This is a genomic window from Xanthomonas boreopolis (genome assembly GCF_046529185.1).
In the GTDB taxonomy this organism is placed as follows: domain Bacteria; phylum Pseudomonadota; class Gammaproteobacteria; order Xanthomonadales; family Xanthomonadaceae; genus Pseudomonas_S; species Pseudomonas_S boreopolis.
In genome coordinates this window covers 3391445-3416302 of the sequence record NZ_CP097162.1, presented here as the reverse complement: position 1 = coordinate 3416302, position 24858 = coordinate 3391445, and the positions used below count along the sequence as shown (strand labels likewise).

28 protein-coding genes and 1 tRNA gene are annotated in these 24858 nt (G+C 69.3%); 16 read left to right on the top strand and 13 right to left on the bottom strand.

The window, feature by feature from the left end:
- Positions 1-28 precede the first annotated feature (28 nt).
- Complete coding sequence (locus tag M3M27_RS15310; RefSeq protein WP_434026194.1) at positions 29-982, top strand: glycosyltransferase family 2 protein; 954 nt, start codon at positions 29-31, stop codon at positions 980-982.
- A 22-nt stretch (positions 983-1004) separates the two neighbouring features.
- Here M3M27_RS15310 and M3M27_RS15305 read toward each other — a convergent pair whose 3' ends face one another.
- Positions 1005-1580 (bottom strand): Maf family protein, encoded by a 576-nt coding sequence (locus tag M3M27_RS15305; protein WP_434026193.1) that lies wholly within the window; start codon positions 1578-1580, stop codon positions 1005-1007.
- A gap of 107 nt (positions 1581-1687) precedes the next feature.
- On the opposite strand from M3M27_RS15305, the gene M3M27_RS15300 reads away from it, so the two are divergent.
- The 14 genes from M3M27_RS15300 (at position 1688) to M3M27_RS15235 (ending at position 13115) form a co-directional block, all read left to right on the top strand.
- A complete protein-coding gene (locus tag M3M27_RS15300; RefSeq protein WP_140723289.1) occupies positions 1688-2200 on the top strand; it encodes a YceD family protein in 513 nt (170 codons plus the stop codon).
- Between the two features lie 158 nt (positions 2201-2358).
- Positions 2359-2553, top strand: coding sequence for a 50S ribosomal protein L32 (rpmF, locus tag M3M27_RS15295; protein ID WP_140723286.1), 195 nt, complete (start codon positions 2359-2361; stop codon positions 2551-2553).
- Between the two features lie 87 nt (positions 2554-2640).
- Positions 2641-3606 (top strand): beta-ketoacyl-ACP synthase III, encoded by a 966-nt coding sequence (locus M3M27_RS15290; RefSeq protein ID WP_140723283.1) that lies wholly within the window; start codon positions 2641-2643, stop codon positions 3604-3606.
- A gap of 69 nt (positions 3607-3675) precedes the next feature.
- Positions 3676-4458 (top strand): serine/threonine protein phosphatase, encoded by a 783-nt coding sequence (locus M3M27_RS15285; protein WP_140723280.1) that lies wholly within the window; start codon positions 3676-3678, stop codon positions 4456-4458.
- Between the two features lie 313 nt (positions 4459-4771).
- On the top strand, positions 4772-5716 hold the full coding sequence (gene fabD / locus M3M27_RS15280) for an ACP S-malonyltransferase (RefSeq protein WP_434026192.1): 945 nt from the start codon (positions 4772-4774) through the stop codon (positions 5714-5716).
- 78 nt (positions 5717-5794) lie between these two features.
- Entirely contained in the window at positions 5795-6538 is a 744-nt protein-coding gene (gene fabG / locus M3M27_RS15275; protein WP_140723273.1) for a 3-oxoacyl-ACP reductase FabG, read from the top strand.
- Between the two features lie 156 nt (positions 6539-6694).
- Positions 6695-6934, top strand: a complete 240-nt coding sequence (gene acpP, locus M3M27_RS15270) for an acyl carrier protein (RefSeq protein ID WP_046981398.1) — start codon at positions 6695-6697, stop codon at positions 6932-6934.
- Between the two features lie 167 nt (positions 6935-7101).
- Positions 7102-8358 carry a beta-ketoacyl-ACP synthase II gene (gene fabF, locus M3M27_RS15265; RefSeq protein ID WP_434026191.1) on the top strand — a complete coding sequence of 419 codons (1257 nt, stop codon included), beginning with the start codon at positions 7102-7104 and terminating at the stop codon, positions 8356-8358.
- Positions 8359-8560: 202 nt separating this feature from the next.
- Positions 8561-9919 carry an aminodeoxychorismate synthase component I gene (locus M3M27_RS15260; RefSeq protein WP_434026190.1) on the top strand — a complete coding sequence of 453 codons (1359 nt, stop codon included), beginning with the start codon at positions 8561-8563 and terminating at the stop codon, positions 9917-9919.
- 42 nt (positions 9920-9961) lie between these two features.
- Positions 9962-11032 (top strand): endolytic transglycosylase MltG, encoded by a 1071-nt coding sequence (gene mltG, locus M3M27_RS15255; protein WP_434026189.1) that lies wholly within the window; start codon positions 9962-9964, stop codon positions 11030-11032.
- Positions 11029-11685 carry a dTMP kinase gene (gene tmk / locus M3M27_RS15250; protein ID WP_434026188.1) on the top strand — a complete coding sequence of 219 codons (657 nt, stop codon included), beginning with the start codon at positions 11029-11031 and terminating at the stop codon, positions 11683-11685. Before mltG ends, tmk begins: the two co-directional genes overlap by 4 nt.
- On the top strand, positions 11682-12638 hold the full coding sequence (locus tag M3M27_RS15245) for a DNA polymerase III subunit delta' (RefSeq protein WP_434026187.1): 957 nt from the start codon (positions 11682-11684) through the stop codon (positions 12636-12638). The genes tmk and M3M27_RS15245 overlap by 4 nt, the downstream gene beginning before the upstream one ends.
- Complete coding sequence (locus tag M3M27_RS15240) at positions 12635-12988, top strand: PilZ domain-containing protein (RefSeq protein WP_434026186.1); 354 nt, start codon at positions 12635-12637, stop codon at positions 12986-12988. The genes M3M27_RS15245 and M3M27_RS15240 overlap by 4 nt, the downstream gene beginning before the upstream one ends.
- A 52-nt stretch (positions 12989-13040) precedes the next feature.
- A tRNA-Val gene (locus M3M27_RS15235) sits at positions 13041-13115 on the top strand.
- Between the two features lie 78 nt (positions 13116-13193).
- Here the strand turns inward: M3M27_RS15235 and M3M27_RS15230 are convergent.
- The 12 genes from M3M27_RS15230 to M3M27_RS15175 all read right to left on the bottom strand — a co-directional run bounded on the left by M3M27_RS15230 (position 13194) and on the right by M3M27_RS15175 (position 23228).
- A complete protein-coding gene (locus M3M27_RS15230) occupies positions 13194-14561 on the bottom strand; it encodes a phage terminase large subunit (RefSeq protein WP_434026185.1) in 1368 nt (455 codons plus the stop codon).
- Positions 14551-14958, bottom strand: coding sequence for a hypothetical protein (locus tag M3M27_RS15225; RefSeq protein ID WP_434026184.1), 408 nt, complete (start codon positions 14956-14958; stop codon positions 14551-14553). The genes M3M27_RS15230 and M3M27_RS15225 overlap by 11 nt, the downstream gene beginning before the upstream one ends.
- Positions 14955-15401, bottom strand: a complete 447-nt coding sequence (locus tag M3M27_RS15220) for a DnaT-like ssDNA-binding protein (protein ID WP_434026183.1) — start codon at positions 15399-15401, stop codon at positions 14955-14957. The genes M3M27_RS15225 and M3M27_RS15220 overlap by 4 nt, the downstream gene beginning before the upstream one ends.
- Positions 15395-15604 carry a hypothetical protein gene (locus M3M27_RS15215; protein WP_434026182.1) on the bottom strand — a complete coding sequence of 70 codons (210 nt, stop codon included), beginning with the start codon at positions 15602-15604 and terminating at the stop codon, positions 15395-15397. The genes M3M27_RS15220 and M3M27_RS15215 overlap by 7 nt, the downstream gene beginning before the upstream one ends.
- A 76-nt stretch (positions 15605-15680) precedes the next feature.
- Positions 15681-16700, bottom strand: coding sequence for a hypothetical protein (locus M3M27_RS15210; RefSeq protein WP_434026181.1), 1020 nt, complete (start codon positions 16698-16700; stop codon positions 15681-15683).
- Positions 16701-16872: 172 nt separating this feature from the next.
- Positions 16873-17478: a hypothetical protein gene (locus M3M27_RS15205; protein ID WP_434026179.1), complete on the bottom strand. Its 606-nt coding sequence runs from the start codon at positions 17476-17478 to the stop codon at positions 16873-16875.
- Positions 17479-17793: 315 nt separating this feature from the next.
- Positions 17794-20010: an AAA family ATPase gene (locus M3M27_RS15200; protein WP_434026178.1), complete on the bottom strand. Its 2217-nt coding sequence runs from the start codon at positions 20008-20010 to the stop codon at positions 17794-17796.
- Positions 20007-20567 (bottom strand): hypothetical protein, encoded by a 561-nt coding sequence (locus M3M27_RS15195; RefSeq protein WP_434026177.1) that lies wholly within the window; start codon positions 20565-20567, stop codon positions 20007-20009. The genes M3M27_RS15200 and M3M27_RS15195 overlap by 4 nt, the downstream gene beginning before the upstream one ends.
- Positions 20567-20767, bottom strand: coding sequence for a helix-turn-helix domain-containing protein (locus M3M27_RS15190; protein ID WP_434026176.1), 201 nt, complete (start codon positions 20765-20767; stop codon positions 20567-20569). The genes M3M27_RS15195 and M3M27_RS15190 overlap by 1 nt, the downstream gene beginning before the upstream one ends.
- A 203-nt stretch (positions 20768-20970) precedes the next feature.
- Positions 20971-21186, bottom strand: a complete 216-nt coding sequence (locus M3M27_RS15185; RefSeq protein WP_434026175.1) for a hypothetical protein — start codon at positions 21184-21186, stop codon at positions 20971-20973.
- 64 nt (positions 21187-21250) lie between these two features.
- On the bottom strand, positions 21251-22417 hold the full coding sequence (locus M3M27_RS15180; RefSeq protein WP_434026174.1) for a tyrosine-type recombinase/integrase: 1167 nt from the start codon (positions 22415-22417) through the stop codon (positions 21251-21253).
- 346 nt (positions 22418-22763) lie between these two features.
- The gene (locus tag M3M27_RS15175; RefSeq protein WP_256661915.1) at positions 22764-23228 is read right to left on the bottom strand and encodes a MarR family winged helix-turn-helix transcriptional regulator; all 465 of its coding nucleotides are present in this window, start codon (positions 23226-23228) and stop codon (positions 22764-22766) included.
- A gap of 75 nt (positions 23229-23303) precedes the next feature.
- Between M3M27_RS15175 and M3M27_RS15170 the strand changes: the two genes are divergently transcribed.
- Complete coding sequence (locus M3M27_RS15170) at positions 23304-24782, top strand: FAD-dependent oxidoreductase (RefSeq protein WP_434026172.1); 1479 nt, start codon at positions 23304-23306, stop codon at positions 24780-24782.
- Positions 24783-24858: the final 76 nt, after the last annotated feature.

Below are 24858 nucleotides of genomic sequence, written 5' to 3'. Positions count from 1 at the left end.
CCGGGCAAGTCGTTCATAGAATAGGCAGATGGAATCCCTTCGCCTTACCGTAGTGGTGGCCGCCTACAACGAGGCCGACAATCTTCCGTTGTTCCATCCCCGGGTATTGGCTGCCCTGGATGGGTTGTCTAGTATCGATGGACGGGTGATTTACGTTGATGACGGCAGTGATGACGATACGTGGACGATCATCGAGCATCTCGTGGAAGCCGATCCCAGGGTTGGCGCGATTCGCCTGTCACGCAATTTCGGCAAGGAGATCGCCCTTACCGCGGCGCTAGATCATGTGGAGGATGGGGCAGCGCTGATTCTCGACGCGGACGGGCAGGATCCCCCCGAGTTGATGCCAGAATTCGTTGCGCTTTGGCGCCAGGGCTATGACAACGTCTTCGGGACGCGTGTTGCGCGGGAGGGCGAGGGATGGTTGAAGAGAGGAGCCGCCGCGGCGTTTTATCGCGTGATCGGAGGACTATCGCGCACCCCGATTCCTGCCGATACGGGGGATTTTCGCCTTTTGTCGCCTCGGGCCTTGAAATCCCTGAGGCAGTTGCGCGAGCGCGGACGCTTCATGAAGGGGCTCTTTGGCTGGGTCGGCTTCCGCCAGACGGCGCTGCCGTATCGTCGCTCCCCACGCTTGGCTGGCGATAGCAAGTTCACCTTCTGGAAGCTTTGGAACTTCGCGCTGGATGGCATCACTGGTTTTTCCACAGTTCCCCTGAGGGCCGCGACCTATTTAGGTCTCGCGGTTGCTATGCTGTCCTTGTCGTTCGCGTGTTGGGTCGCTATCAAAGCGATTTTATGGGGCGACCCTGTCGCCGGCTGGCCGACCATGATGGTGGTCATCCTGTTCCTCGGTGGTATGCAACTGATGGCGTTGGGCATCATCGGTGAGTACTTAGGGCGGATATACGACGAGGCGAAGCAGCGTCCGTTGTATCTAGTCGAGGCTCGAATCGGAGTCGACGGGGGCGAGCCCGGGTAGGTCGTGCCACGCGAGCAATGGATCAGGGCAGCCGGTAGCCGGCCTTGCGCAGCAGGCCGGCTAGGGCGATCAGCGGCAGCCCCACCAGCGCGGTGGGATCGTCCGAGCGGATCGCCTCGAACAAGCTGATGCCCAGGCCCTCGCACTTGAAGCTGCCGGCGCAGTCCAGCGGCGACTCGGCTTCCACGTAGCGGGCGATCTCGTCGGCCGCGAGCGGGCGGAAGCGGACCTCGGTCACGTCCAGCGCGCTTTCCTCCCATCCCGGGGCGACGACGTGGACCGCCGTGAAGAAGCGCACGCTGCGGCCGGACATCGCCGCCAACTGCGCGCGCGCATTCCCGGCGTCGCCGGGCTTGCCCAGCGGCAGGCCATCCAGGCCGGCGACCTGGTCGGAGCCGATCACGCAGGGGCCTGCGTGGCGCCCGGCGACGGCGCGGGCCTTGGCGGCGGCCAGGCGTAGCGCCAGGGCCTCGGGCGTTTCCCCCGGCCGAGGCGATTCGTCCACCTCGGGGCGGGCGGTCTCGAACGGCAGCCGCAGCCGCTCCAGCAGTTGCTTGCGATAGGACGAGGTGGAGGCCAGGACCAGGCGCATGGACATTCCTGAACGCGAAAGGGCGACCAGTCTCCCGGTATGCCGCGCCCGGGCACAACTGCCGGCCTGGCGAATTGACAGCGGGCGAGCGGGTCCTTAACATTCTGCGGCTTATGTCCGCAAACGTGCCCGAACTGGTGGATGCCTGGCGGATGGTCGCGGCACGCAGGCGCTTCGACGGCCGTATCCCGCTGGCGCAGATGGAGCGGTTGCGTGGCAGCCTGGTCGATGCCGAAGGCGAGTGTGCCTACTCGCTGGAATTCGGCCGCGACGATGTGCTGGGCGTGGCCTATGCCGAACTGAGCGTCGATACCGAGCTGCCGCTGCAATGCCAGCGCAGCCTGCAGCGTTTCCTGCTGCCGGTGAAGACGACGCAGCGGCTGGGGCTGATCCGCGACGAGGCCGAGGAGGCCGCGTTGCCGCCGGATTACGAGCCGCTGCTGGTGCCGGACGACGGCATGCTGCGGCCGGCCGATCTGGTGGAGGACGAGCTGGTCCTGGCGATACCGGTGGTGCCGGTGGCGCCGGGCAGCGAGGCGATCGAGGCCGAATGGGCCCCGACCGAGCAGGAATTGGGCAAGGCCAGTCCGTTCGCGGCGCTGGCGGCGCTGAAGAAGAAGCAGTAACGCCGCGGCAGGCAGCGCGGAAGCGAAGACGCCCGGGCATCGCTGCGCGGCGTCCTCGCGAGGATGTAGAAGAAAATTTAAGTCCCCTCACATGGAATGTGCGGCGCTCTCGCGAGGGACTCGCACAAAAGTAATCGAACCGAGTTTGGAGCAATCCCATGGCTGTGCAGAAATCCCGAGTCACCCCGTCCCGCCGCGGCCAGCGCCGCTCGCATGACGCCCTGAGCGCCAAGCAGCTGTCGACCGACCCGACCACCGGCGAGATCCACCTGCGTCACCACATCACCGCCGACGGCTACTACCGCGGCAAGAAGGTCATCCAGACCAAGACCTCGGTCGTCGAAGAAGACTGAGCCGTGGCGCCTGCCGCCTCCGGTGCGGCAGGCGGCGCTTGATTCTCCGGGGCCGCGCGGCATGCGGCCCCTGCAACAGGAAATGGTATGAGCAAGCGGGTCTATTCCAGGATCGCGGGCACGGGCAGCTATTTGCCCGAGAAGGTGTTGACGAACGACGACCTGGCCAAGATCGTCGACACCAGCGACGAGTGGATCCGCACCCGTACCGGCATCCGCGAGCGGCACATCGTCGCCGACGACCAGACCACCGGCGATCTCGCCTACGAAGCCGCCGTGCGCGCGCTGGAAGCGGCCGGCGTGCAGGCGTCCGACCTCGACATGATCGTGGTCGGCACCACCACGCCCGACCTGATCTTCCCGTCCACGGCCTGCCTGCTGCAGGCGCGGCTGGGCGCGACCGGCTGCGGGGCGCTGGACGTCAACGCGGCCTGCTCCGGTTTCATCTACGCGCTGAGCGTGGCCGACAAGTTCGTCCGCTCCGGCGATTGCAAGACCGTCCTGGTGGTCGGTGCCGAGACCCTGACCCGCATCGTCGACTGGACCGATCGCACCACCTGCGTGCTGTTCGGCGACGGCGCCGGCGCCGTCGTGCTCAAGGCGGACGAAGAGACCGGCATCCTCAGCACCCACCTGCATGCCGACGGCAGCAAGAAGGAGCTGCTGTGGGATCCGGTGGGCGTGTCGGTCGGCTTCGAGGAAGGCGGCAAGATCCTCATGAAGGGCAACGACGTGTTCAAGTACGCCGTCAAGGCGCTGGACTCGGTCGTGGACGAGACCCTGGAAGCCAACGGACTGGACAAGCACGATCTCGACTGGCTGATTCCGCACCAGGCCAACCTGCGCATCATCGAGGCCACCGCCAAGCGGCTGGACATGTCGATGGACCAGGTGGTCGTCACCGTCGACAAGCACGGCAACACCTCGGCGGCGTCGGTGCCGCTGGCGCTGGACACCGCGATCCGTTCCGGTCGCGTGCAGCGCGGGCAGCTGCTGCTGCTCGAAGCCTTCGGCGGCGGCTTCACCTGGGGTTCTGCGCTGCTGCGCTATTGATTTCCGGCGGGCGCGTGCGGCGCCCGCGGCCTCCACGCAAGGTGGAGGACCCCGCAGGAGTGGACCTTCATGGCAGAACCCATTGTCATCGACGGGCAGCGTGCCTGGTTGAAACAGTACGGCGAAGGCGGCCGTGCCCTCGCGTTGGGCGCATTGACCTTCGTTTCCCGCCGCCTGGGCCTGGATGCGCTGCGTCCGCCGCCGCACCGCGGCGGCGACGAGGCGCGCGCGATCGAGGCCCGCCGCCTGGCCGAGCTGCGCTCGCAGGACGTCAACGTACCCGAAGTGCTCGGCCATGGCCGCGCCGCGCTGGTGCTCAGCGACAACGGCCGCTCGCTGGCGAGCTGCCTGCGCGAGGCCGACGAGGCCGGGCGCGACGCGCTGGTCGCCAAGGCGCTGGCGGCCATTGCCGAGGCCCATCGCCACGGCGCCTACTTCGGCCAGCCTCTGCCGCGGAACATGACCTACGACGGCCAGGCGATCGGCTTCATCGACTTCGAGGAGGACCCGCTCGAGGTGATGGACCTGGAGCAGGCGCAGGCGCGCGACTGGCTGATGTTCGGCTACGGGGTGGCGAAGTACTACGACGACCGGCTCGGGGTGCTGCAGCGGATGCTGGTGGACGCTCTCGGCGAGGAGCGTGCACCGGTGCTGGCGCACGCACGCGCCGTGACCGGGCGCCTGCAGCGGCTGGCCAGGCTGGCGCGCCGGCTGGGGCGCTCGGGACGCGCACTGGCCCATTCGATCCTGGTCATCCACGCGGCGACCTCGCTGGGCGTGCTGCTGGTCGCGGCGATCTGCCTGGACTGGTTCGCCGACGGCGAGCTGGACATCCTGAATCTGTTCGTCTGAGGCTGGAAGCCGGGATTCGGGATTCGGATTCGGGATTCGGGATTCGGGATTCGGGAAAGCCTGCCTCGGATCGAGCGCCTAGGGGCTTCAGCCCCGACGGGCTGCACCGGCCCTCTGCCGGGACTGAACGGCCTCGACATGCCGAGGCCACTCCTGCAGAAAAACGAAACTGCAAAAGAAGCTCGGGTCGCTCGACCGCCTGGCCCGGCAAAGATGCTTTCCCGGGCCCCGGCCACCCGCATACGCGCCAGTACAGACGAACGGGCGCATTCGCCCGTATCATCCCCGCTCGTTTTTCGCAGGCTGATCTCGCGTGACCGATTCCACACTCGCTTTCGTGTTCCCCGGCCAGGGCTCGCAGTCCTTGGGCATGCTGGCCGAACTGGCCGAATTGCACCCGGGCGTGCGCGATACCTTCGACGAGGCTTCCGAGGGTGCCGGCACCGATCTGTGGGCGCTCTCGCAGGGCGGTCCCGAGGAAATGCTCAACCGTACCGAGTACACCCAGCCGGCGCTGCTGGCCGCGGGCGTGGCGGTGTGGCGGTTGTGGAAGGCCCAGGGCGGCGCGATGCCGGCGCGGCTGGCCGGGCACAGCCTGGGCGAGTACACCGCGCTGGTCGCCGCCGGCGCGCTGTCGCTGCGCGAGGGCGCGCACCTGGTGCGCGTGCGCGGGCAGCTGATGCAGGACGCGGCGCCGGCCGGCGTCGGCGCGATGGCCGCGGTGCTGGGGGCCGAGGACGCGCTGGTGCGCGAGGTCTGCGAGCAGGCCGCCGGCAGCCAGGTGGTGGTCCCCGCCAACTTCAATTCCCCCGGCCAGATCGTGATCGGCGGCGATGCCGCGGCGGTCGACCGCGCGCTGGCGCTGCTGGCGGAGAAGGGCGTGCGCAAGGCGGTCAAGCTGGCGGTGAGCGTGCCTTCGCACACACCGCTGATGCGCGAGGCCGCCAACCGCCTGGCCGAGACGATGGCCGGGCTGGATTGGCGCGTCCCGCAGCTGCCGGTCGTGCAGAACGTCGACGCCAAGGTCCACGACGGCGTCGAGGCGATCCGCACGGCCCTGGTCGAGCAGCTGTACCTGCCGGTGCAGTGGACCGGGTGCGTGCAGGCGTTGGCCGCCCAGGGCGCCACCCGCATCGCCGAGTGCGGCCCGGGCAAGGTCCTGACCGGCCTGGTCAAGCGCATCGACAAGGCGCTCGACGCGCGCGCGCTGGGTACGCCCGCCGAATTCGATGCCGCTCGCGCCGAGTGGTCCAACTGAACACACGGAGCTGAGGCGGCTGCGCCGCATCGCCCGACGGCATCCGTACCGTCCCGACGTCCATCGAGGAACCCCCACATGAGCAAGCCCCTGCAGGGAGAGATCGCGCTGGTCACCGGCGCCAGCCGTGGCATCGGTGCCGCCATCGCCGACGAGCTGGCCGCCCAGGGCGCCGTCGTCGTCGGCACCGCCACGTCCGAGTCCGGCGCCAAGGCCATCGGCGAGCGCCTGGCGGCGCTGGGCGGCCACGGCCGCGAACTGAACGTGACCGACCCGGCGGCGATCGACGCGCTGGTCGAGGCGATCGGCAAGGAGTTCGGCCCGGTCTCGATCTTGGTCAACAACGCCGGCATCACCCGCGACAACCTGCTGATGCGGATGAAGGACGAGGACTGGCAGTCGATCCTCGACACCAACCTGACCAGCGTCTACCGCACCGCCAAGGCGGTGATGCGCGGCATGATGAAGGCGCGCAAGGGCCGCATCATCAACATCGCCTCGGTGGTCGGCGTGACCGGCAACCCGGGCCAGACCAACTACGCCGCGGCCAAGGCCGGCATCATCGCCTTCTCCAAGTCGCTGGCGAAGGAGATCGGCTCGCGCGGCGTCACCGTCAACGTCGTGGCGCCCGGCTTCATCGACACCGACATGACCAAGGCGCTGCCGGAGGAAACGCGCAAGGCGCTGCTCGAGCAGATCGCGCTGGGCCACCTCGGCGAGCCCGCCGACATCGCCGCCGCGGTGGCGTTCCTGGCCGGGCCCTCGGCCAAGTACATCACCGGCGAGACCTTGCACGTCAACGGCGGCATGTACATGCCCTGAGTGGCGCCGGCGCCGGGATCGCGCTGCAAGTCCTTGATCGGCCGGAAATTTTCAGGCATTCATCGACCCGGCGCTTTCCACTACACTATCCAACGCGGCCATCGCAGCCCGATGGCGTTCCTGAACCACCACTACTCCATCTGGAGCGATAACCCAATGAGCACCATCGAAGAACGCGTCAAGAAAATCGTCGTCGAACAGCTTGGCGTCAAGGAAGAGGAAGTCACCAACAGCGCATCGTTCGTCGATGACCTCGGTGCGGACTCCCTGGACACCGTTGAGCTGGTGATGGCCCTGGAAGAAGAGTTCGAGTGCGAGATCCCGGACGAAGAGGCCGAGAAGATCACCTCGGTCCAGCAGGCCATCGACTACGTCAAGGCTCACGTCAAGAGCTGATGCGTCGTCACTTGCCGCAAGCGCGTGTGCAGCCGCCTGCGACAATCCCATGGGGCCGCTGATGCGGCCCTGTGTTTTTGAACCAACGCACGTTTAAACCCCGGTGCATGGATGCGCCGTGCTCCCGCGAAGGATTCGCGCTTCCGCATCGTGGTGAGGAGATCCGAATGAGTCGTCGCGTCGTCGTTACCGGCATGGGCATCGTGTCGCCGCTGGGCAATGACCTGGCCAGCAGCTGGCAGGGCATCATCGAGGGCCGCTCCGGTATCGCTCCGCTGGTGGACGTCGCCGACGCCTACCTGGAGCGCTTCACCACCAAGATCGCCGGGCAGGTCAAGGACTTCGACATCACCGCCGAGAACCCGCTGTTCGGCAAGTACCGGGTCAGCGGCAAGGACGCCAAGAAGATGGACTCGTTCATCCACTACGGCCTCGGCGCGGGTTTCATGGCGCTGCACGACGCCGGCCTGGAGATCGACGAGAGCAACGCCGAGCGGATCGGCGCGATCGTCGGCTCGGGCATCGGCGGCCTGCTCGGGATCGAGGAGCAGACCATCGATTTCCACGAGGGCAAGAAGATCTCGCCCTTCTACGTGCCCTCGACCATCATCAACATGCTGCCGGGCCAGCTGAGCATCATCGCCGGCCTGAAGGGGCCGTCGTTCTCGGCGGTCTCGGCCTGCGCCACCTCCAACCACTCGATCGGCACCGCGATGCGGATGATCCAGTACGGCGAGGCCGACGTGATGCTGGCCGGCGGCGCCGAGCGCGGCTCCTCGCCGACCGCGGTCGGCGGCTTCTGCGCGATGAAGGCGATGTCGACCCGCAACGACGAGCCGACCCGCGCCTCCCGCCCGTGGGACAAGGACCGCGACGGCTTCGTGCTCGGCGACGGCGCCGGCATCCTGGTGCTGGAGGAATACGAACACGCCAAGGCGCGCGGTGCGCGCATCTACTGCGAGCTGGCCGGCTACGGCGCCACCTCCGATGCGTACCACATGACCGCGCCGAGCGGCGAGGGCGCCAGCCGCTGCATGCGGATCGCGATGAAGGACGCCGGGATCAACCCCGAGCAGGTCGACTACATCAACGCGCACGGCACCTCGACCCCGATCGGCGACCTCGGCGAGAGCGACGCGATCAAGGTCGCGCTCGGCGACCACGCCTACAAGACCATGGTCAGCTCGACCAAGTCGATGACCGGCCACCTGCTCGGTGCCGCCGGCGGCGCCGAGGCGATCTTCTCGGTGCTGGCCCTGCGCGACGGCATCGTCCCGCCGACCATCAACCTGGACCAGCCCGGCGAAGGCTGCGACCTGGACTACGTGCCGAATGTGGCGCGCCAGGCCAAGCTGGACGTGGTGATGTCCAACGGCTTCGGCTTCGGCGGCACCAACGGCACGCTGGTATTCAAGCGTATCTGAGCCCCCTTTCCTCCGGGGCGAGGCACGCGCATCGCGCATGCGCGTGCCTCGGACGTCCGCCGCCGGCGTGGGCGGGCAGGCATGGCTCCCTGCGATGCTCGACCGCGCGAGGCTTGGTCCGCAACCCCGTCCGGCGCCGCGCGCCGGCTTCTCCCGAAGGGAGAAGGAATACCGTCGTATCTCCCGTCGTGAACCCTGACCGATGACGCTGATCAGACCCCTGCATGCGGACATCGATCTGCTGGCGCTGCACCGGCTCGCGCCGCAGCGCTATCCGGCCTTGTTCGAGTCCACCGCGTCCGGCACCGCGCACGGACGCTGGGACCTGTTGCTGGTGGGCGACGGCACCGGCATGCGGCTGGGCGGCGACGGCCGGGTGCGCGACCTGCAAGGCGGAGCGATCGCGGGCGATTTCCTGGAGGCGCTGGACGCCGCCTGGCGGGCCGAGCGCCTCGCCGCGCCGGCCACGCCCGGTGCGCCCCCGTTCCGCGGCGGCTGGGCGCTGCTGCTGGATTACGAACTGGCGGCTCAGGTGGAACCGGTGCTGGCGCTGCCGGCGCGCGCCGACGCAAGGCCCGCGGCGCTGGCGCTGCGCTGCCCGGCCGCGTTGTTGCGCGACCGGAACGACGGCACCTGTTTCGCAGTGGCCGAGGCGGGCCGCGCGGAGCTGATCGAGCGCATCGTCGCCGACCTCGAGCCGGCGAAGGCCTTGCCGGCGTTGCCGGACTGGACGCCGCCCGTGGCGGTCGAGGAAGACGCTCCCGGGCGCTTCACCGCCGGCGTCGAGCGGGTGCTCGACTACCTGCGCGCGGGCGACGTGTTCCAGGCCAACATCTCGCGCAAGTGGGAGGCGCGCTTCGAGCGGCCGCTCGAGCCGGCGGCGCTGCACGCGCGCCTGCGCGCGGCCAACCCCGCGCCGTTCGCCGGGCTGTTCGTCGCCCAGGAGCGCGCGGTGGTCAGTTCGTCGCCGGAGCGGCTGGTGTCGGTGCGCGGCGACGTGGTGGAGACCCGGCCGATCGCCGGCACCCGTCCGCGCTCTCCCGGCGACGACGAGGTCGCGCGCATCCGCGAGCTGGTCGGCCATCCCAAGGAGCGCGCCGAACACGTGATGCTGATCGACCTGGAGCGCAACGACCTGGGCCGGGTGTGCGCGCCGGGCACGGTCGAGGTCGACGAGCTGATGACGGTGGAGAGCTATGCGCACGTGCACCACATCGTCAGCAACGTGCGCGGCCGCCTGCGCGCCGGCACGACCCCGGGCGAGGTGATCCGCGCGGTGTTCCCGGGCGGGACCATCACCGGCTGCCCCAAGGTGCGCTGCATGCAGATCATCGCCGAGCTGGAGCAGGAGGCGCGCGGCGCCTACACCGGCGCGTTCGGCTGGCTGAACCGCGACGGCGACCTGGACCTGAACATCCTGATCCGTACCGCCGAGGTGGACGGAACGCGCGTGCGCTTCCGCACCGGCGCCGGGATCGTGGTCGACTCGGTCCCCGAGCGCGAGCTGGACGAGACCCGGGCCAAGGCGCGCGGGCTGCTGCGGGCCCTGGGGCGGGAATGAGCGGCGACACGGTATCCTGCGCGCCGTGGACGTGCTGACGAGGTGGCTGTGGCGGCAGGTGGCAAACGAGGATGTCTCGCCGTGGCGGCGGCGCTGCTGGCGCTGGCGCTGCTGTGCGCCGGGGCGGCGGCATGGCTGTGGCAGCGCTACGAGGCTTTCGCGGCGCGGCCGGTGCAGGCGGCGCAGCCGAGCGTGGTGGTGGCCCCGGGCGATTCGCTGAAGAGCGTGTTGCGCAAGCTGCGCGAGGCCGGAGTGGAGGCAGGTTCCGACCTCGAATGGCAACTGCTGGCCCGCCAGGTCGATGCCGCGGGCAAGCTGAAGGTCGGCGAGTACGCCTTGTCGCCGCCGCTGTCGCCGCGCGAGCTGCTGCTGCGGATGCGCCAGGGCAAGGTGATCCAGTACCGCATCACCCTGGTCGAGGGCTGGAACATCCGCCAGGTGCGCGCCGCGCTGAACGCCGCCGAGCCGCTGCGGCACGAAACCCGCGACCTGGACGATGCCGCGCTGATGGCCAGGCTCGGTTTCCCCGGCCAGCACCCGGAAGGACGCTTCCTGCCGGAGACCTACCTGTACCAGCGCGGCGATTCCGACCTGGACGTGTTGCGCCGCGCGCACGCGGCGATGCAGAAGGCGCTGGACGCGGCCTGGCGGCAACGCGCCCCCGACCTGCCGCTGCAGACGCCGGACCAGGCGCTGGTACTGGCCTCGATCGTCGAGAAGGAAACCGGCCTGGCCGCGGAACGGCCGCAGATCGCCGGCGTGTTCGCGCGCCGCCTCAAGCTGGGCATGAGGCTGCAGACCGATCCCAGCGTGATCTACGGACTCGGCAGCGCCTACGACGGCAACATCCGCAAGCGCGACCTGGAAACCGATACGCCCTACAACACCTACACCCGCGCCGGCCTGCCGCCGACGCCGATCGCTATGCCCGGCCGCGACGCGCTGCTGGCCGCGGTCCGGCCGGCCGACGGCGCGTCGCTGTACTTCGTCGCGGTGGGCGACGGCAGCGGCGCACACGTGTTCTCCGAGACCTACGACCAACACACGGCCGCGGTCGCGCGCTACCTGCAGCGCCTGCGCCAGCCGCCGCCCGCCGAGGCGGCCAAGCCATGAGTCCCGCATTGCTCCGACATCCACGCTTCATCAGCCTCGAAGGCGGCGAGGGCGCCGGCAAGACCACCGCGATCAACGCGATCCGCGACTGGCTCGCCCGCCACGGCCACGAGGTCGTACTGACCCGCGAGCCCGGCGGCACGCCGCTGGCCGAGCGCATCCGCGGCCTGCTGCTCGACCGGCACGAGGGCGCCGAGCCGCTGTGGCCGGAGGCCGAACTGCTGCTGGTGTTCGCCGCGCGCGCCCAGCACGTGCGCGAGGTGATCCGGCCGGCGCTGCAGCGCGGCGCGTTCGTGGTCAGCGACCGCTTCACCGATTCCAGCTACGCCTACCAGGGCGAGGGCCGCGGCCTGGAGCGCGGCTGGATCGCCGAACTGGAGCGGCGCGCAGTCGGGATCGAGCCGGGCATGACCTTGCTGCTCGACCTGGACGTCAAGGTCGGCCGCGCCCGCACCACCGGCCGCGACCTGTGGCCGGACCGCATCGAGAGCGAGCACGACGACTTCTTCGAGCGCGTGCGCGCGGGATTCCGCCAGCGCGCGATGGAGCATCCGGATCGCTTCGCGGTGATCGATGCCGGGCAGTCGCCGCTGGAGGTGGCGCGCGACGTCGCCGAGGCGGTGTCGCGCTTCGTACAGGGCCAGGCCGGATGAGCGCCTTCTCGCCGTGGCAGCAGCGCGCCTTCGACCAGGCCGTGGCCGCGCTCGACGCCGGCCGCCTCGGGCACGGCATGCTGATCTGCGGTCCGGCCGGGCTGGGCAAGCGCGAGGTCGCGCTGAAACTGGCCGAGCACGTGCTCTCGCAGGGCGTGGATGCGGCGGCGAACCAGCGCGCCGCGCAGCTGATCGCCGCCGGTACCCATCCGGACCTGCAACTGGTGTCGTTCATCCCGAACCGCACCGGCGACAAGCTGCGCACCGAGATCGTCATCGAGCAGGTGCGCGAGGTCTCGCAGAAGCTCGCACTGACGCCGCAATACGGCATCGCGCAGGTGGTGGTCATCGATCCGGCCGACGCGATCAACCGCGCGGCCTGCAACGCGTTGCTGAAGACGCTGGAAGAACCGGCGCCCGGCCGCTACCTGTGGCTGGTCAGCGCGCATCCGGCGCGGTTGCCGGCGACGATCCGCAGCCGCTGCCAGCGCCTGGAGTTCAAGCTGCCGCCCGCGCACGAGGCGCTGGCCTGGCTGCTGGCGCAGGGATTCGCCGAGCCCGAGGCGCGCCAGGCGCTGGACGCCGCGCGCGGCCATCCGGGGCTGGCCGCCGAGTGGCTGCGCGGCAACGGGCTGGAATTGCGCCGTCAGGTGGCCGCGGACCTGGAGCAGCTCGGCGCGGGCCGCGCCGGCCCGGTGGAGGTCGCGCTGCGCTGGACCGGCGACGAGCAGGCCGAGCAGCGCCTCGCGCACGCCGCCGACCTCGTGCTGGCGCAAGCCTCTTCCGGCTTGACCGATCCAGCGCGTTTGCACAAGCTGGCCGCCTGGTTCGATGCCGCCAACAGGACGCGCGAACTGCTGCGCACCACCGTGCGCGCGGACCTCGCGGTGACCGAACTGCTGCTTGCCTGGCGCGATGGGGATCGCGCCGTCCGGAAAGAGGGGAGTGCATGAGTGCGACGAGCGGGCGCCAGGGGATCCTGTCGTTGGCGGTCAAGGACAAGATGGCGCTGTACGGCGCCTACATGCCGTTCGTGAAGAACGGCGGCATCTTCGTGCCGACGCCCAAGCGCTACTTCCTCGGCGACGAGGTGTTCCTGCTGCTGACGCTGCCCGAATCCAGCGAGCGCCTGCCGGTGGCCGGCAAGGTGGTGTGGACCACGCCCGTGGGGGCGCAGGGCAACCGCGCCGCCGGCATCGGCGTGCAATTGCCGGACGAGCAGGAAGGCGAAACGATCCGCAACCGGATCGAGACGCTGCTGGCCGGGTTGCTCAATTCCGAGAAACCGACCTACACCCTATAGGACCGTTGACGCGCGCCGTGGCTCCTATATAATGCGCGGCTCGCGACACACCGGGCGGTTAGCTCAGCGGTAGAGCATTGCCTTCACACGGCAAGGGTCGCAGGTTCGATCCCTGCACCGCCCACCACGATAAACCCCTGATTTTTCAGGGGTTTTTCTTTGTCCGGCCTAGCTTTGCGGTACGTGTACGGACGCCAATACGGAATCACGCCGCGAAGCCCAGCCTGATCGACGTGGCCATCTCGACGCGCAGGCACCCATAGCGGCACGCATCGGCCGCGTGATCGGGGCCGCTGCTGTCCACGTCCTCGATCTTCCTGTCGTCTCGCGCCAGGTACGGGACGGTCGCCCACCAGTAGCGGCAATCGCTCGACACGTAGAGGCCGGCCATGTCCGGCTTGCCGGCGTTCGCCAGCAGTTTGCGCATCCGGTTCCAGCCGGTGAGCCGATCGGCCTTGCGCGCCGGGATGAAGCGCACGCCGCACTGCCGGAACTCGTCGGCGATGGAGCCCGCACCGTGGCCGGCCTTGGCGAAGCACGCATCGTCCGCCACGCCCTGCGCGGGGATCTTCCACCGCCGGCACAGCCCCTTGATGTTCTCGGCCAGCTCCGGGACGGTCCAGCCAAGCCCGGCGGTCAGGTTGTCGCGCTTGTTGGTCGCCAGCTCGTCGACCAGGACGATGGAGTTGCGCGGGTAGTAGCGCCCGCCCACGGTGCCCTCGCGCCCGCCCGGCGAGCGCGCGCAGACGTAGGTGACGGACGGGGCCGACGATCCGAAGTCGTGCGCCAGGTAGGTGGCCCAGCCCTCGGGGATCTCGCCCCACGGCTCGACCATGTTGCGCTTTTCGTCCAGGACGCTGGCGAAGTAGGCGCCGCGGTTCACCGCCCAGTCGCCGTCGACCCACGCGCGCAACAGCTCCGGGTCATCCGGGCACGCGGCCTCGAGCTGGTCGCGGTACTGCTCCCGGTCAATGAACCGGTTGCCGGCGAACGTGGACGGGGCATAGACCCACTCGCGCTTGCTCTTCGGCTCCACAAACGGGGTCCACGCCGGAGCGCGCAGGGCGTAGCGGTGCGCCAGCCAGTGATGGCCCACGCCGCCGGGGTTGGCGGCCATGACCATGCGGACGGGGATGTCCTTTGGGCCGCGCAGGTTGGAGCGCAGCATGTCCAGCATGCCCGGATCGGGGAATTGCCCGGCCTCGTCGACCATGAGCAAGGTGAAGGAACGCCCCTGGTACTTGGCGTAATCGGCGCCGTGCTCGAGCTGGCCCAGCTCCATGATCGCCCCGCACGGGAAGCGCCACAGGTGCTCGCTGGCGTTGTAGCGGGCATCGGTGCCGTACACGAGGCCGAACACCTCGCGGCACACCTGCTCGAAGTCCGCCAGGCCCTTGTAGCTGCGGCGGATGTACAGGATGCGCGCGCGCTGGCCGTACTGCGCGACGTGGCGCAGGGCGAGCAACGCCAGGGCGTAGGACTTGCCGCCGCCGCGGCCGCCGCCCATGAACAGGTCGAACTCTTCCGGCACCGCCATCGCGGCGGTCTGGAAGTCGTTGAGCTCAATCGTCATGGGGGAGTTTCTCCGGCTCGATCACACGCGCCTGCAACCACTGCTCACGCGGCGCGGCGCCCGGCAGGTTGAACGTCACCTGCACCTTGTTGGCCTGCCCGGTCTGGTCGCCCTCGCGGTAGCCGTGGCGGGCTTTCAGCAGGAAGATGGCCGGCGTGGGCGACGAGGCCATGTGCGCGCGCAGGGACGCCAGGAGCATCTGGTGCTCTTCCTCGACGCCCTCGTCATAGGCTGCCTGCAGGCCCTCGTGCTCTTCCAGCCACTGCTTGAGCTTGGCCACGCCGACGCCCAGGCGCCGGGCCATGACCTTCTGGGGCGTGCCATCGGCGGCCCAGCGGCGGAGCTTGTCGGCGGTGCCGCGCGGGGGCTTCTCGGGTGATGGTAGGGGCTTGGTCATGTCCGCACCGCCTGCACGCGCGCCGGGCGCAGGTACGGGGCCGCCAGCACAAGCGACGCAGGGCGGCGCCTGCGGGCCGCGGGCGGCTCCGCATAGGCCACCTCCAGCGCGTCGACCTTCTCGCGCACCACAGGGCCGCGGCGGGCCTCCGGCGGGTCCAGGTCGTCGGCGTGGATCTCGATAGCCAGCGCGCATTGCGCCTGCTTCACCGCCATCGGGACGGCATCGCACGCCACGCCCGGCACGTCCGCACGGGGCCACGCCAGCGGCTGCTCGGCCGACACCGGCCGGCCCACCCACGCCCAGGCGTTCATGGCCTCGGCAGCACGCCGCAACAGCACTTCTTGGGCCTCGGTGTCGGGCGGCAAGGTGCCCCCGTACTCGGCAGCGCGGGCCTGCAGCTCGGCGGTGGTCGCGTAGGTGTCAACGCCCGGCGTCAGCACGGCCACACCCTCACGGCCAGCGCCCAACGCTCGCCCGGCGGGCCTTTCAGGGTGAAGGCACAGCGGGCACCGGCGCGCGGCTCGCCCGCGATCACGTTGGCGGCGGTGAACGTCACGTCGCCGGTGGCACCGGGCATGTGGTCGGAACGAATGACGCCCGCGCCATCGTTCCATCGGGTGATTGTTCCGGTCTCGCGGCTCATCGCCTCGCCTCCTCAAAAGTGCCCGGCGGCAAGGCTGCGAACTCCCCGACCGCAGCCCCACCGCCGGGCAAAGCGGTTAGAGCTTGTGGCGCAGGAACGCCAGGCCCACGTGCTTGCGCTCGCTCACGCGGTCCCAGTTGGCCGCGGCGGCCAGGTCCGCGATCGACGGGCTCACGCCCACGCCAGCGCCGTCGACGAACGAGAAGCCGGCCGGGTGGATCGCCAGGTTGTTGCGGCTGTGCAGGATCTGCTGGCCGCCGCCGTTGCCCTTGGCCGGGCGGCTCTCGATCTCGGTGCCGTCCGCCTCGCGCGGGGCGGTGATGCCGTAGGCGATCGCGCCGGGCTTGAACAGGACGGACGTGTACGCCCACACCGCCGGATCCTCTTCCGGATCGGCCGCGATGTTGTCCTTGGGCATGCCGTCGTCGACGATCAGCGCCAGGCCGCGGAACGTCTGGATGAAGCCGCCAGCCGAGTCGGGGATGGTCTGGATCAGGTCGCGCTTGAGCGCGGCCGCGTAGACGTCGGAGTGCATCGCGATCGCGGTCACGTCGCGCAGGGCATCGCCCAGCGTGTGCGCCGCGTCGATCACGCCCGCCGCACTGAACTTGGCCGCGTCGCCGCCCTCGCCGGTGATGTCGACCACCATGTCGCCGGCGTTGGCCGCGACGTTGCGGGCCAGCACGCCGCGTAGCGACGCGACCAGGCGGCGCTGCAGCTGGCGGGTCCAGTAGGCGGTCACGCGGTCCTGGATGCGCTGCAGGGCGCTCGAGCCCGCCAGCTCGCTGGCCATGTTCATGGCCGACCAGCTCTGGTGCAGATACGCCTTGCGGACGCGGTAGGAGTCGGCCCCCAGCTTGTTGGGCGTCGACTCGACGTCGGGGTCGTCGTTGACGATGTTGGCTTCCTCGTTGCCGAGGTCGAGCCAGGTCGGGACGGTGAAGGAATCGGCGCCGGCGGTGAGCTGCTGCTCGATGCGGGCATTGCGGACCATGAGGCCCGACTGGACGAGCGCGGACTTCTCGGCGGTGTTCTCGGTGACGTACTGGGTGAATTCGTCGGGGACGACGACATCGGAAAGGCGAACGGTTGCCATGACGGCAGCTCCTAGTGGGGACAGGGGATCGGATCGGACGCGGCACGGCCTGCGTCGGGTGCCCCACTAGGGCGTATTGCCTGTGGCGTGTGCGCCGGCCCCACGGGGACCGGCGGTGTCCACGCCCGAAACGGTACGCGAAACGGGGCGAAAAGTCAAGGGAAACAGCCGCTTAGCGCAGACCGAAGGGCGACGGCGCGGGCTGTGCTTCGGGCTTGCCGGCCGGACCGGTGGGCGACAGGTCGCGATAGCCCGGGCCCGGGCCGCCGCCGCCGTTGGCGCGGACGGCATAGAGCCGGACGAACCGCTCCGCGTCGGGCGTGCCCTCGGCCAGCAGCCGCACGTCGCCGGCGGTGAACGTCGCCGGGCGCACCTTGCCGGGCGTGCGGCGCTCTTCCGGGCGGCCGCCCTTGTTGCCGCCGGTGACCACGGTGTCGGGCTCGCGCACCATCGCCGGCTCGCCCTTGGCGTCCAGGATGATCACGCGGCCGTCGTCGCCCAGCGCGAACTGGTAGTGCCTGGCGAACAGCTGGCCGAACAGCTCGCCATCCACCGCCACGTCATCCAGTACGGCCGCTACAGGCTGATCCAGCCGCAGGGCGCGCACGTCCGCCAGGGCGGCGTCACGCTCGCCCTGCGCGGCTTCCAGCGCCGCCTGGGCGTCCGTGGCCTTCGCCTTCGCGGCCTTGAGCTCGGCCAGCAGCTCCGCGTTCTTGGCGCGCAGCGCGTCGATCTCCGCCTGCAGGGCTTCGGTGGTGGTCTCGGGGAGGTTGGTCATGGGGTGAATCCTCGTGGTTTTGGGGGGTGGATTCCGTACCTGCGTCCGTACGGAGGCGCTATCTCGCTGCAAATGCAGGAAATATGCGGTTTCTGTGTAAAGAACCCTTGCCGTGTGAGGGCATGGGTGCTAGTCTTTCGAAAAAGCCGGGGTGCTTTTTTAGCGACCCCGCCTTGCGGACGCGGACGGCCCCCCGGCCCGCTGCGCTAATGCGCCAATCTGCGCCAATGCAGCTAATCCGCCTGCCTGCATTAGCGCAGTCCCCTGCGCGCGCTAATGCGCAAGGGGGGTATGGGGGGAGAGACGCACACACAGTCACGCCGCCTCCGCGGCCTGTTCCTGCGCTAATGTCCAACGCATGGCCACCCGCCGGCTCGGGTTCCGGTACTCCTCCCGAACGATTGCGCCCTCGCGCTCCAGGGCGGTGATCGCCGCCTCCACGCGCGGCTTGCCCTCGCGTTTCGTGCGCAGGGCTTCGGGCATCTCGGGCATCTCACACAGCGCATGCCAGGTGGTGCGCTGCCCGGTGCGGGCCACCGGGATGGTCAGGTCCGCATCCACGGCCGCCCGGATGACGGCCAACACGTCCTTGGCGTCTGCGCGCACCATGACGGCCTGTGCGTTCGCCTTGGCGGCCGCCGCTTGCTCGGCTGCCACCGGCTTCAGGATGCCACCCTGTACCCGCTGCAGGGCGATGGGATCGGCCTTGCGTCCCCAGCGCGCTTTTTCGTGCACCAGCTCGATACCGTCTTCCGATTCCAGCAGCGCCAGGCGCGAGCGTGCGCCGTTGTGCCATGCGGTGCTGCCGCTGTAGCTGTTGCCGTGGGCGTTGCCCTTGGCGGCCTGCTTGTCGATATGGGCCAGCAGGACCACGGCCGCGTTATTGCCGCGGGCGATGCGGCGGGCAAGCGCGCGGATGAACGCCTTGACCTGCCGGCGCACGTTCTCATTGCCGCCGAAGGTGTCCGATGCGTTATCGATGAACACGATATCCGCGCCGGCGGCGGCTTCCTCCGCCTTGCGCATCATGTCGGTGAACTCCAGGCGCGTGGCGCCACCCTCGCTCGATTCCACCGCCAGCTCGGACTCGCCATCGGTCCCGTCAAACAGGACGAAGTTGCGCTCGATTTCGCCCGGCGGCAGCGCGCACACGTTCACCACGTCCTGCAGCGAACGCATGATGTCCGCGCCTTCATCCTCGAACGACAGGAACACCACGCGGCCCTGCACCACGTCGAACGGCCCCCACGGCCGCCCTGCGGCGATGTGTGCGGCGTGCGTCAGCGCCAAGGTGGTCTTGCCCACGCCACCATGCCCGCCCAGCAGCGTCACCACGCGGCGCGGGTAATAGCTCTCCATGACGTGCGGATGCTCGGGAACCGGCTTGGCCATGAACCCGGCCAGCGGCACCAGGCGCAGCTCGCCGGGGGGCGTCTCGCCCTTGACCTTCGCCATGACGCCCGACGCATCAACGGGCCGGGGCGGCATGCCATCGCTGCGCGGCTTGGCCATGCCCGACGCGATGCCGGCCTGAATCGTGGCCCGGGTCTTGTCTGGCGTGACGTCGGGCGGGTTCCAAGCGGCAGTTTCGGCCAGCAGGGTTGCTTCGATCACCGCCCGCGAAAGCTGGCCGGTCGGGACGAACCCGCCCAAGCCGTGCGCCTCGGCGTTGACGATCTTGTTCCGGTCGCCGGGCGGGGCGTTGCGGACAGCCCGCGCGGCCGATTCCAGCGCCCGCAGGGCATAGGCGGTAGGCTCGCTCACGGGCGGCCCCTGGGGCGCCTCCTGCGGCTCCTGGGTAGCTTCCGGCGGCACCTCGGCCAGCAGCTCGGCAAGGCATAGGGCGGAGCCCTCCAGGCGGTACACGTCCGACTTGGTGACGGGCAGGTACAGCATCTGTTCCGGCCGGTCGCACGCTTCATCCCACGGCACCTTGCCGTAGCCCGCCGCCTCCATGTCCGCGTCGATGCGCGCGCGGATGGCCTGCGATGCGCGGATGCGCTCGGCACGCGGCGCCGCCTGGTCAAGCTCGAGCACGATGCGGCACCGCGGCTTGTCGGGCGCGTGCGATGCCGTGGTGTACACGATGCCGGAATACTTGCCGACGATGCCCACCAGGGCCGCGAACGATTCGGGCGTCAGGTCGGCGCAGCCGTCCTTGCCGTCATCTGCGTCCAGGCCCAGCCAATCCACCGGCAGCACGCACTCCTTGCAGCGGTGCGGCTGGCCGATGGCGCGGGCGAACGATTCACGCCCCCGGTGCAGCTCATCATCCGGCGCGATGCCGACAGGGGCGCAGATGTATTGCTGCCCCTTGCCGGTGCCCCGGTCGCCTGCGATGGCGTCCAGGAACTGCGCGAACGTGTCCGCGGTGCGCTGCTCTGGCGTGTTGTCGGTGGCGCGGGAGCCGCGGCTGTAGGCGACTTGCATGGCGCCTGCCCCCGCGCTAGGCTGGATCCCGAAGCCGCCCGCTTCACTGTCTTGCGTCCGCCCGGTGCCCGCCGGGCGTTCGCGCATCTGGGGGTTGGTCATCGGTCTGCGTCCCCCTCGTGTGCATCGATGAGGGCGTCGAGCATTTCCACGGCGTCGATCAGCTGGCCTTCCACGTCCTCGGGCGCCCAATGGCCCGATTCCAGGCACGGCCACATGTTCTCGGCCACGAAAGCCACGCCGTTGCGTGCGGCCAGCTGGCGCTGGCGCCGTTCCTCACGCCGGCGCGGATTCTGCACACCGTCGACACACAGGATGAACAGCGCCGCCGACGTGCGCTCCTCGTAGTCGTCGCCGTTGAGCGCCTCGACGGCCGCGTCGCGCATCTTCTGCAGGCGGACTCGGCCCTCGACGGTGGTGTCGGCCACACCGATCGCGTCCAACAGGTGCGGGGCGGCCAGCTTGCGCCACCGCTCGCGCGTCAGGAGGCCAACGGCAAATTGCCAGTCCATGAAGGCGCCGATGGCGTCGATCTTCGCCCGGTCGTCGCCGGCGGCCTTGGCCGCGTCCAGCGCGTCCAGGACGGCCCAGCCGCGTGCTTCCTGTGCGGCCGTCAGCTGCGGCTCCATGGGCGACATGGGACGGAAGGCGGCGACCATCACGCGGCCTCCTGCTGCTTGGCCAGGTTGCGCTCGACGAACGCCTCGAGCTCCGACCGGGCGATGAAGGTCCGGGCCTTGATCTTGAACGGGCGAATCTCGCCCTCGTCGATCAGCGTGTAGATGAAGGGGCGGCTGCAGCCGAGAACCTCGGCGGCCTGCCTCGGCGAGTAGGCCAAGGCGTCAACGGGCTTTCCCATGTTCAAGCTCCTGAAACGCAGAAAGCCCCGGCCGGGTGAGCGGCGCGAGGCTTTCGGTGGGCACAAAAAAACCCGGCGCTAGGCCGGGTTCGTTTTCTCCGGGCGTTGCTCCGGATCGTGGAAAACCGTAGCCGACGCGGCAGTGGTTGTCAACTACACCCCCGACGAGCATCCGCAAGCCATTGATTCACATGGAGAGGCGCTCACGTCCCCGACTCTACAGCGCGCAGCCCGTCCGCCGCATCACAGACCAGGCGGAAGGCCGTCATCGCGGCAGACAGGATCTTCTTCGGATCGTCCGCGATGTCGACTTCCTGCATGTCGGTCATGAAGTCGAGCACGACGCGCGCGTCGTCCAGTTTGCAGCCGACCTCGGCCAGGGCATCAGCGTGGGCGGTGGTATCGTTCTTCGTTGCCATGATCGTTCTCCTGTGGAACGGTGGTGGAAGTCGCCCGGTGTTGGCCCACCGGGCGGCGCTTGAACTAGAGCATTTGCACCGCGGCCAGCTTCTCGCGCGCGGCTCCGTGCACCAGGTGCCCGTAGTGCTTTTCGATCATCGCCAGCGACGTGCCGGCGAGCTTGGCCACCGTGAGCAAATCCATCCCGCCCACGATCGCGTCAGTGATCCAGCCGTGCCGCAGGGTGTACAGGACAACCGAATCAGGCAGCCCGGCCGCCGCGGCCGCATCCTTCACCGGTTGGCGCCAGTCGTGGGGTTGCCACGGCGCGCCTGCATTCGTGAACATCGGCGCCCGGGGCAGCTTGCCCTTGGCCAGCCGGTCGAACAGCGCCTTGGCCGGCGGTGAGAGCGGGACCGTGCGGGTGTGCCCCTTGGTGCGGAAGGTCACCGTACCGTGCCGCGCGTCGTAATCCTTCCGCAGCACGGCGGCGGGATCGCCGGGGCGGCATCCCGTCAGAATGATGCACTCCATCAGGTCGCGCACGTCCGCCCCCGCGTGCTCCAGGAGGGCGCGGCGCTGGTCGAGGTCGAGGTACAGCTCGCGCCGCGCCCCGGCGTCCTTGTGCGGCTTCACGCTCTCCCACTCGATGGCCCGCTCGGGGGCAACATACCGACGCGTCACCGCGCGATTCAGGGCCGCCACAAGCGGCGTCCGCATGCGGTTCGCCGTGGCCTTGGCCAGGGGCTTGTGCTCGGGCGGCCGCCCCTTGGTCGGCGGGAGCTTGCCCAGCTTGCCCTGCTGCACGCGCTCGAACCACGACTCCACGTCGCGCTCGCGCAACTTCGAAAGGGCGACCGTGCCGATCCGGTCGTGATAGATGGTCCGCTCGAAGCGCCGCTCGGCGTCGAGCGCCGCGGATTCGCGGCCTTCCTTCCGTAGCGCGGCCACGTAGTCGCGGCAGGCGTCGGCAACGGTGTCGATGCCCTGCCCGCGCACTCCCGCATCCTCGGCCTTCTTGAAGGCGCGCGCTTCGTCGAGCGCGGCCTCGAACTCGACTAGCTCCGTCGAGCCCAGCGCGCGGTAACGCTGCGCGCCGTCTACGCGGTAGCGCGCGACCCAAGTGCCGTTGCCGTTCGCGTCGAGTGCGCGGAAGCCCAGGAACAGCCCCTTGGCGATCGGCTCGCCCCAGTAGGGCTCGCGGCGGGGCGCCAGTTTCTTGCGGGCAGCGAGGGTGTTGATCTTCGGCATGGTGGCTTCCGTACGGACGCGGTACGGAAAACACTAAATGACAGCCATTGCAGAAGTCAAGCCATTTTTCCTTGTCTACCAATAGGTTAGACAACATGCGGAACAGCTATTTCATTGCCCTTTCGCCTTCACACGGCAAGGGTCGCAGGTTCGATCCCTGCACCGCCCACCAATACGACACCTGGGTTCCAAGGTGGTTCGCAGCAAGGAAAGCCGGCTCCGCAGCCGGCTTTTTTGTGGGCCCCTCACAAGGGCAGCGCATCCATGTGCGCGGATCTTTTTTGTGCCGGCGGGGCGCCGCCGTATGCGCCGGCGCCCTTGTCGTTCGATCGACGCGTGGACCGCTTCAGCGCTCGAGCGCTTCGAGTGCGTCCGCGAATCTGCGCATCAGCCGGACCAGGTCGTCCAGGTCCTCCGGTTCCCAGGTCTTGAATATCTCGCGGCCCATCTGCTCGCGCGCCGCATCGATCTGGTCGGTCATCGCCTTGCCGGCGGGCGATACCACCGCCTCGCGCATGCGGCGGTCGCGCGCGTTCTCCGAGCGCAGCACCAGGCCCATGCCTTCCAGCTTGGTCACTTGCCGGCTGATCGTCGTGTAGTCGCGCCCGAGGCGGTCGGCCAGTTCGACCACGCCGATCGGCCCCAGCCGCTCGATGACCACCAGCAGCCGGAACAGCGCCTGGTCGAGCTTGATGCCGGCCTTCTCGATCAGCCGCTCGTCGTTGCGCGGCCGGTTCATCACGCTGACGATGCTGAGCATCGCGCCGTGCAGCTGCTTGAGGCGGGCGGCCGAAATATGTGTATCTTGCACTTTCTTTGGGTGCGCCATAGCATGCTCCTTTGAATGTGCATATTACACATATTGGAGGATGTCGTGGAATCGAGCGTGGATGTTCTGGTCTGTGGTGCCGGCGCGGCCGGCCTGGCCCTCGCCATCGAACTGGCAAGGCGCGGCGTGTCGTTCCGGCTGATCGAGAAGAGGGAGGGCCCGTTTCCGGGGTCGCGGGGCAAGGGCATCCAGCCGAGGACGCAGGAGATCTTCGAGGACATGGGGATCATCGATCGCCTCGTCGCGGTCGGCGGCGCATACCCGCCGCACCGGACCTATCTGGCGCAAGGCGGCCATGTCGATTCGGATGTCGCGGCCTGGGCGCCCGCGACGCCGGAAGAGCCGTACCAGATGCCGTTGATGGTGCCGCAGTTCCTCACCGAGACCGTGATGGCCGAACGGCTCGCCGAACTCGGCCATCGCCCGGGCTATGGCCTGGAACTGGTCGGCCTGCAGCAGGACGCAGGCGGAGTGACCGCAACGGTCGCGGGCGAGGGCAAGGAGCACCGCATCCGCGCCCGCTACCTCGTCGGCAGCGATGGCGGCCGCAGTTTCGTGCGGAATGCATTGGGGATCGCCTTTCCCGGCAAGACGCTCGGCGTTCGCGCGATCGTGGCGGACATGCACCTGGTCGGGCTCGACCGCGACGCGTGGCATCAGTTCGGCGCGGAGTCGATGGACAGGATGCTCTCGCTATGCCCGCTGGCGGGAACCGACATGTTCCAGTTGCAGGCGCCGATCCCGCCCGAAGGCGAGGCCGATCTTTCCGCGGCGGGCCTGAACGCGATGATCGCCGAGCGTACCGGCCGCGCCGATATCCGGATCGAATCGGTGTCCTGGGCATCGGCCTATGCCATGAACGCGCGCCTGGCCGATCGCTATCGCCAGGGCCGGGTATTCCTTGCCGGCGATGCCGCCCACACCCACCCGCCGACCGGCGGGCAGGGGCTCAACACCAGCATCCAGGACGCCTACAACCTGGGCTGGAAGCTCGCCGCCGTGCTGGGCGGCGCGCCTGACGGCCTGCTCGACAGCTACGAGGAAGAGCGCAGGCCGATCGCGAGCGACATGCTCGGCCTGTCCACCCGGTTGCTGGAAGACGCCAAGCGCGGCGGCCACCAGCGCGGCCGGGAAGTGAAGCAGCTCGACATCGGCTACGCAGGGACGTCGCTGGCGGTGGAAGCGCCCGGGCGCGGGCATGGATTGAAGGCGGGCGACCGTGCGCCCGATGCCCTGCTGCGCGGCGCGGCGGGGCAGCCGCGGCGCCTGTTCGACCTGTTCGCCGGCCCGCACTGGACGCTGCTGGGCCATCGCGCGGACCGCGCGTCCGTGCCGGCGCGCGCGGGCGTGCGGGTCCATGCGATCGGCCCGGACGGCGACCTCTTCGACGAGAGCGGCCGTTTCGCCGAGGCCTACGCGGTCGCGCCGGGCGACTGGGTGCTGGTGCGTCCCGACGGCTACGTGGGCGCGATCGTGGCATCCGATCGGATGGGGGCGCTGGAGGGTTTGTTCCGGCGCGTGGGGATCGCGGCGTGAGCGATGCAACGGATGCGAGAGGCCCGGATCGGCGGTTGCGATATCGCCTGCGCAAGGCATCCGGGCTGGACGCAAG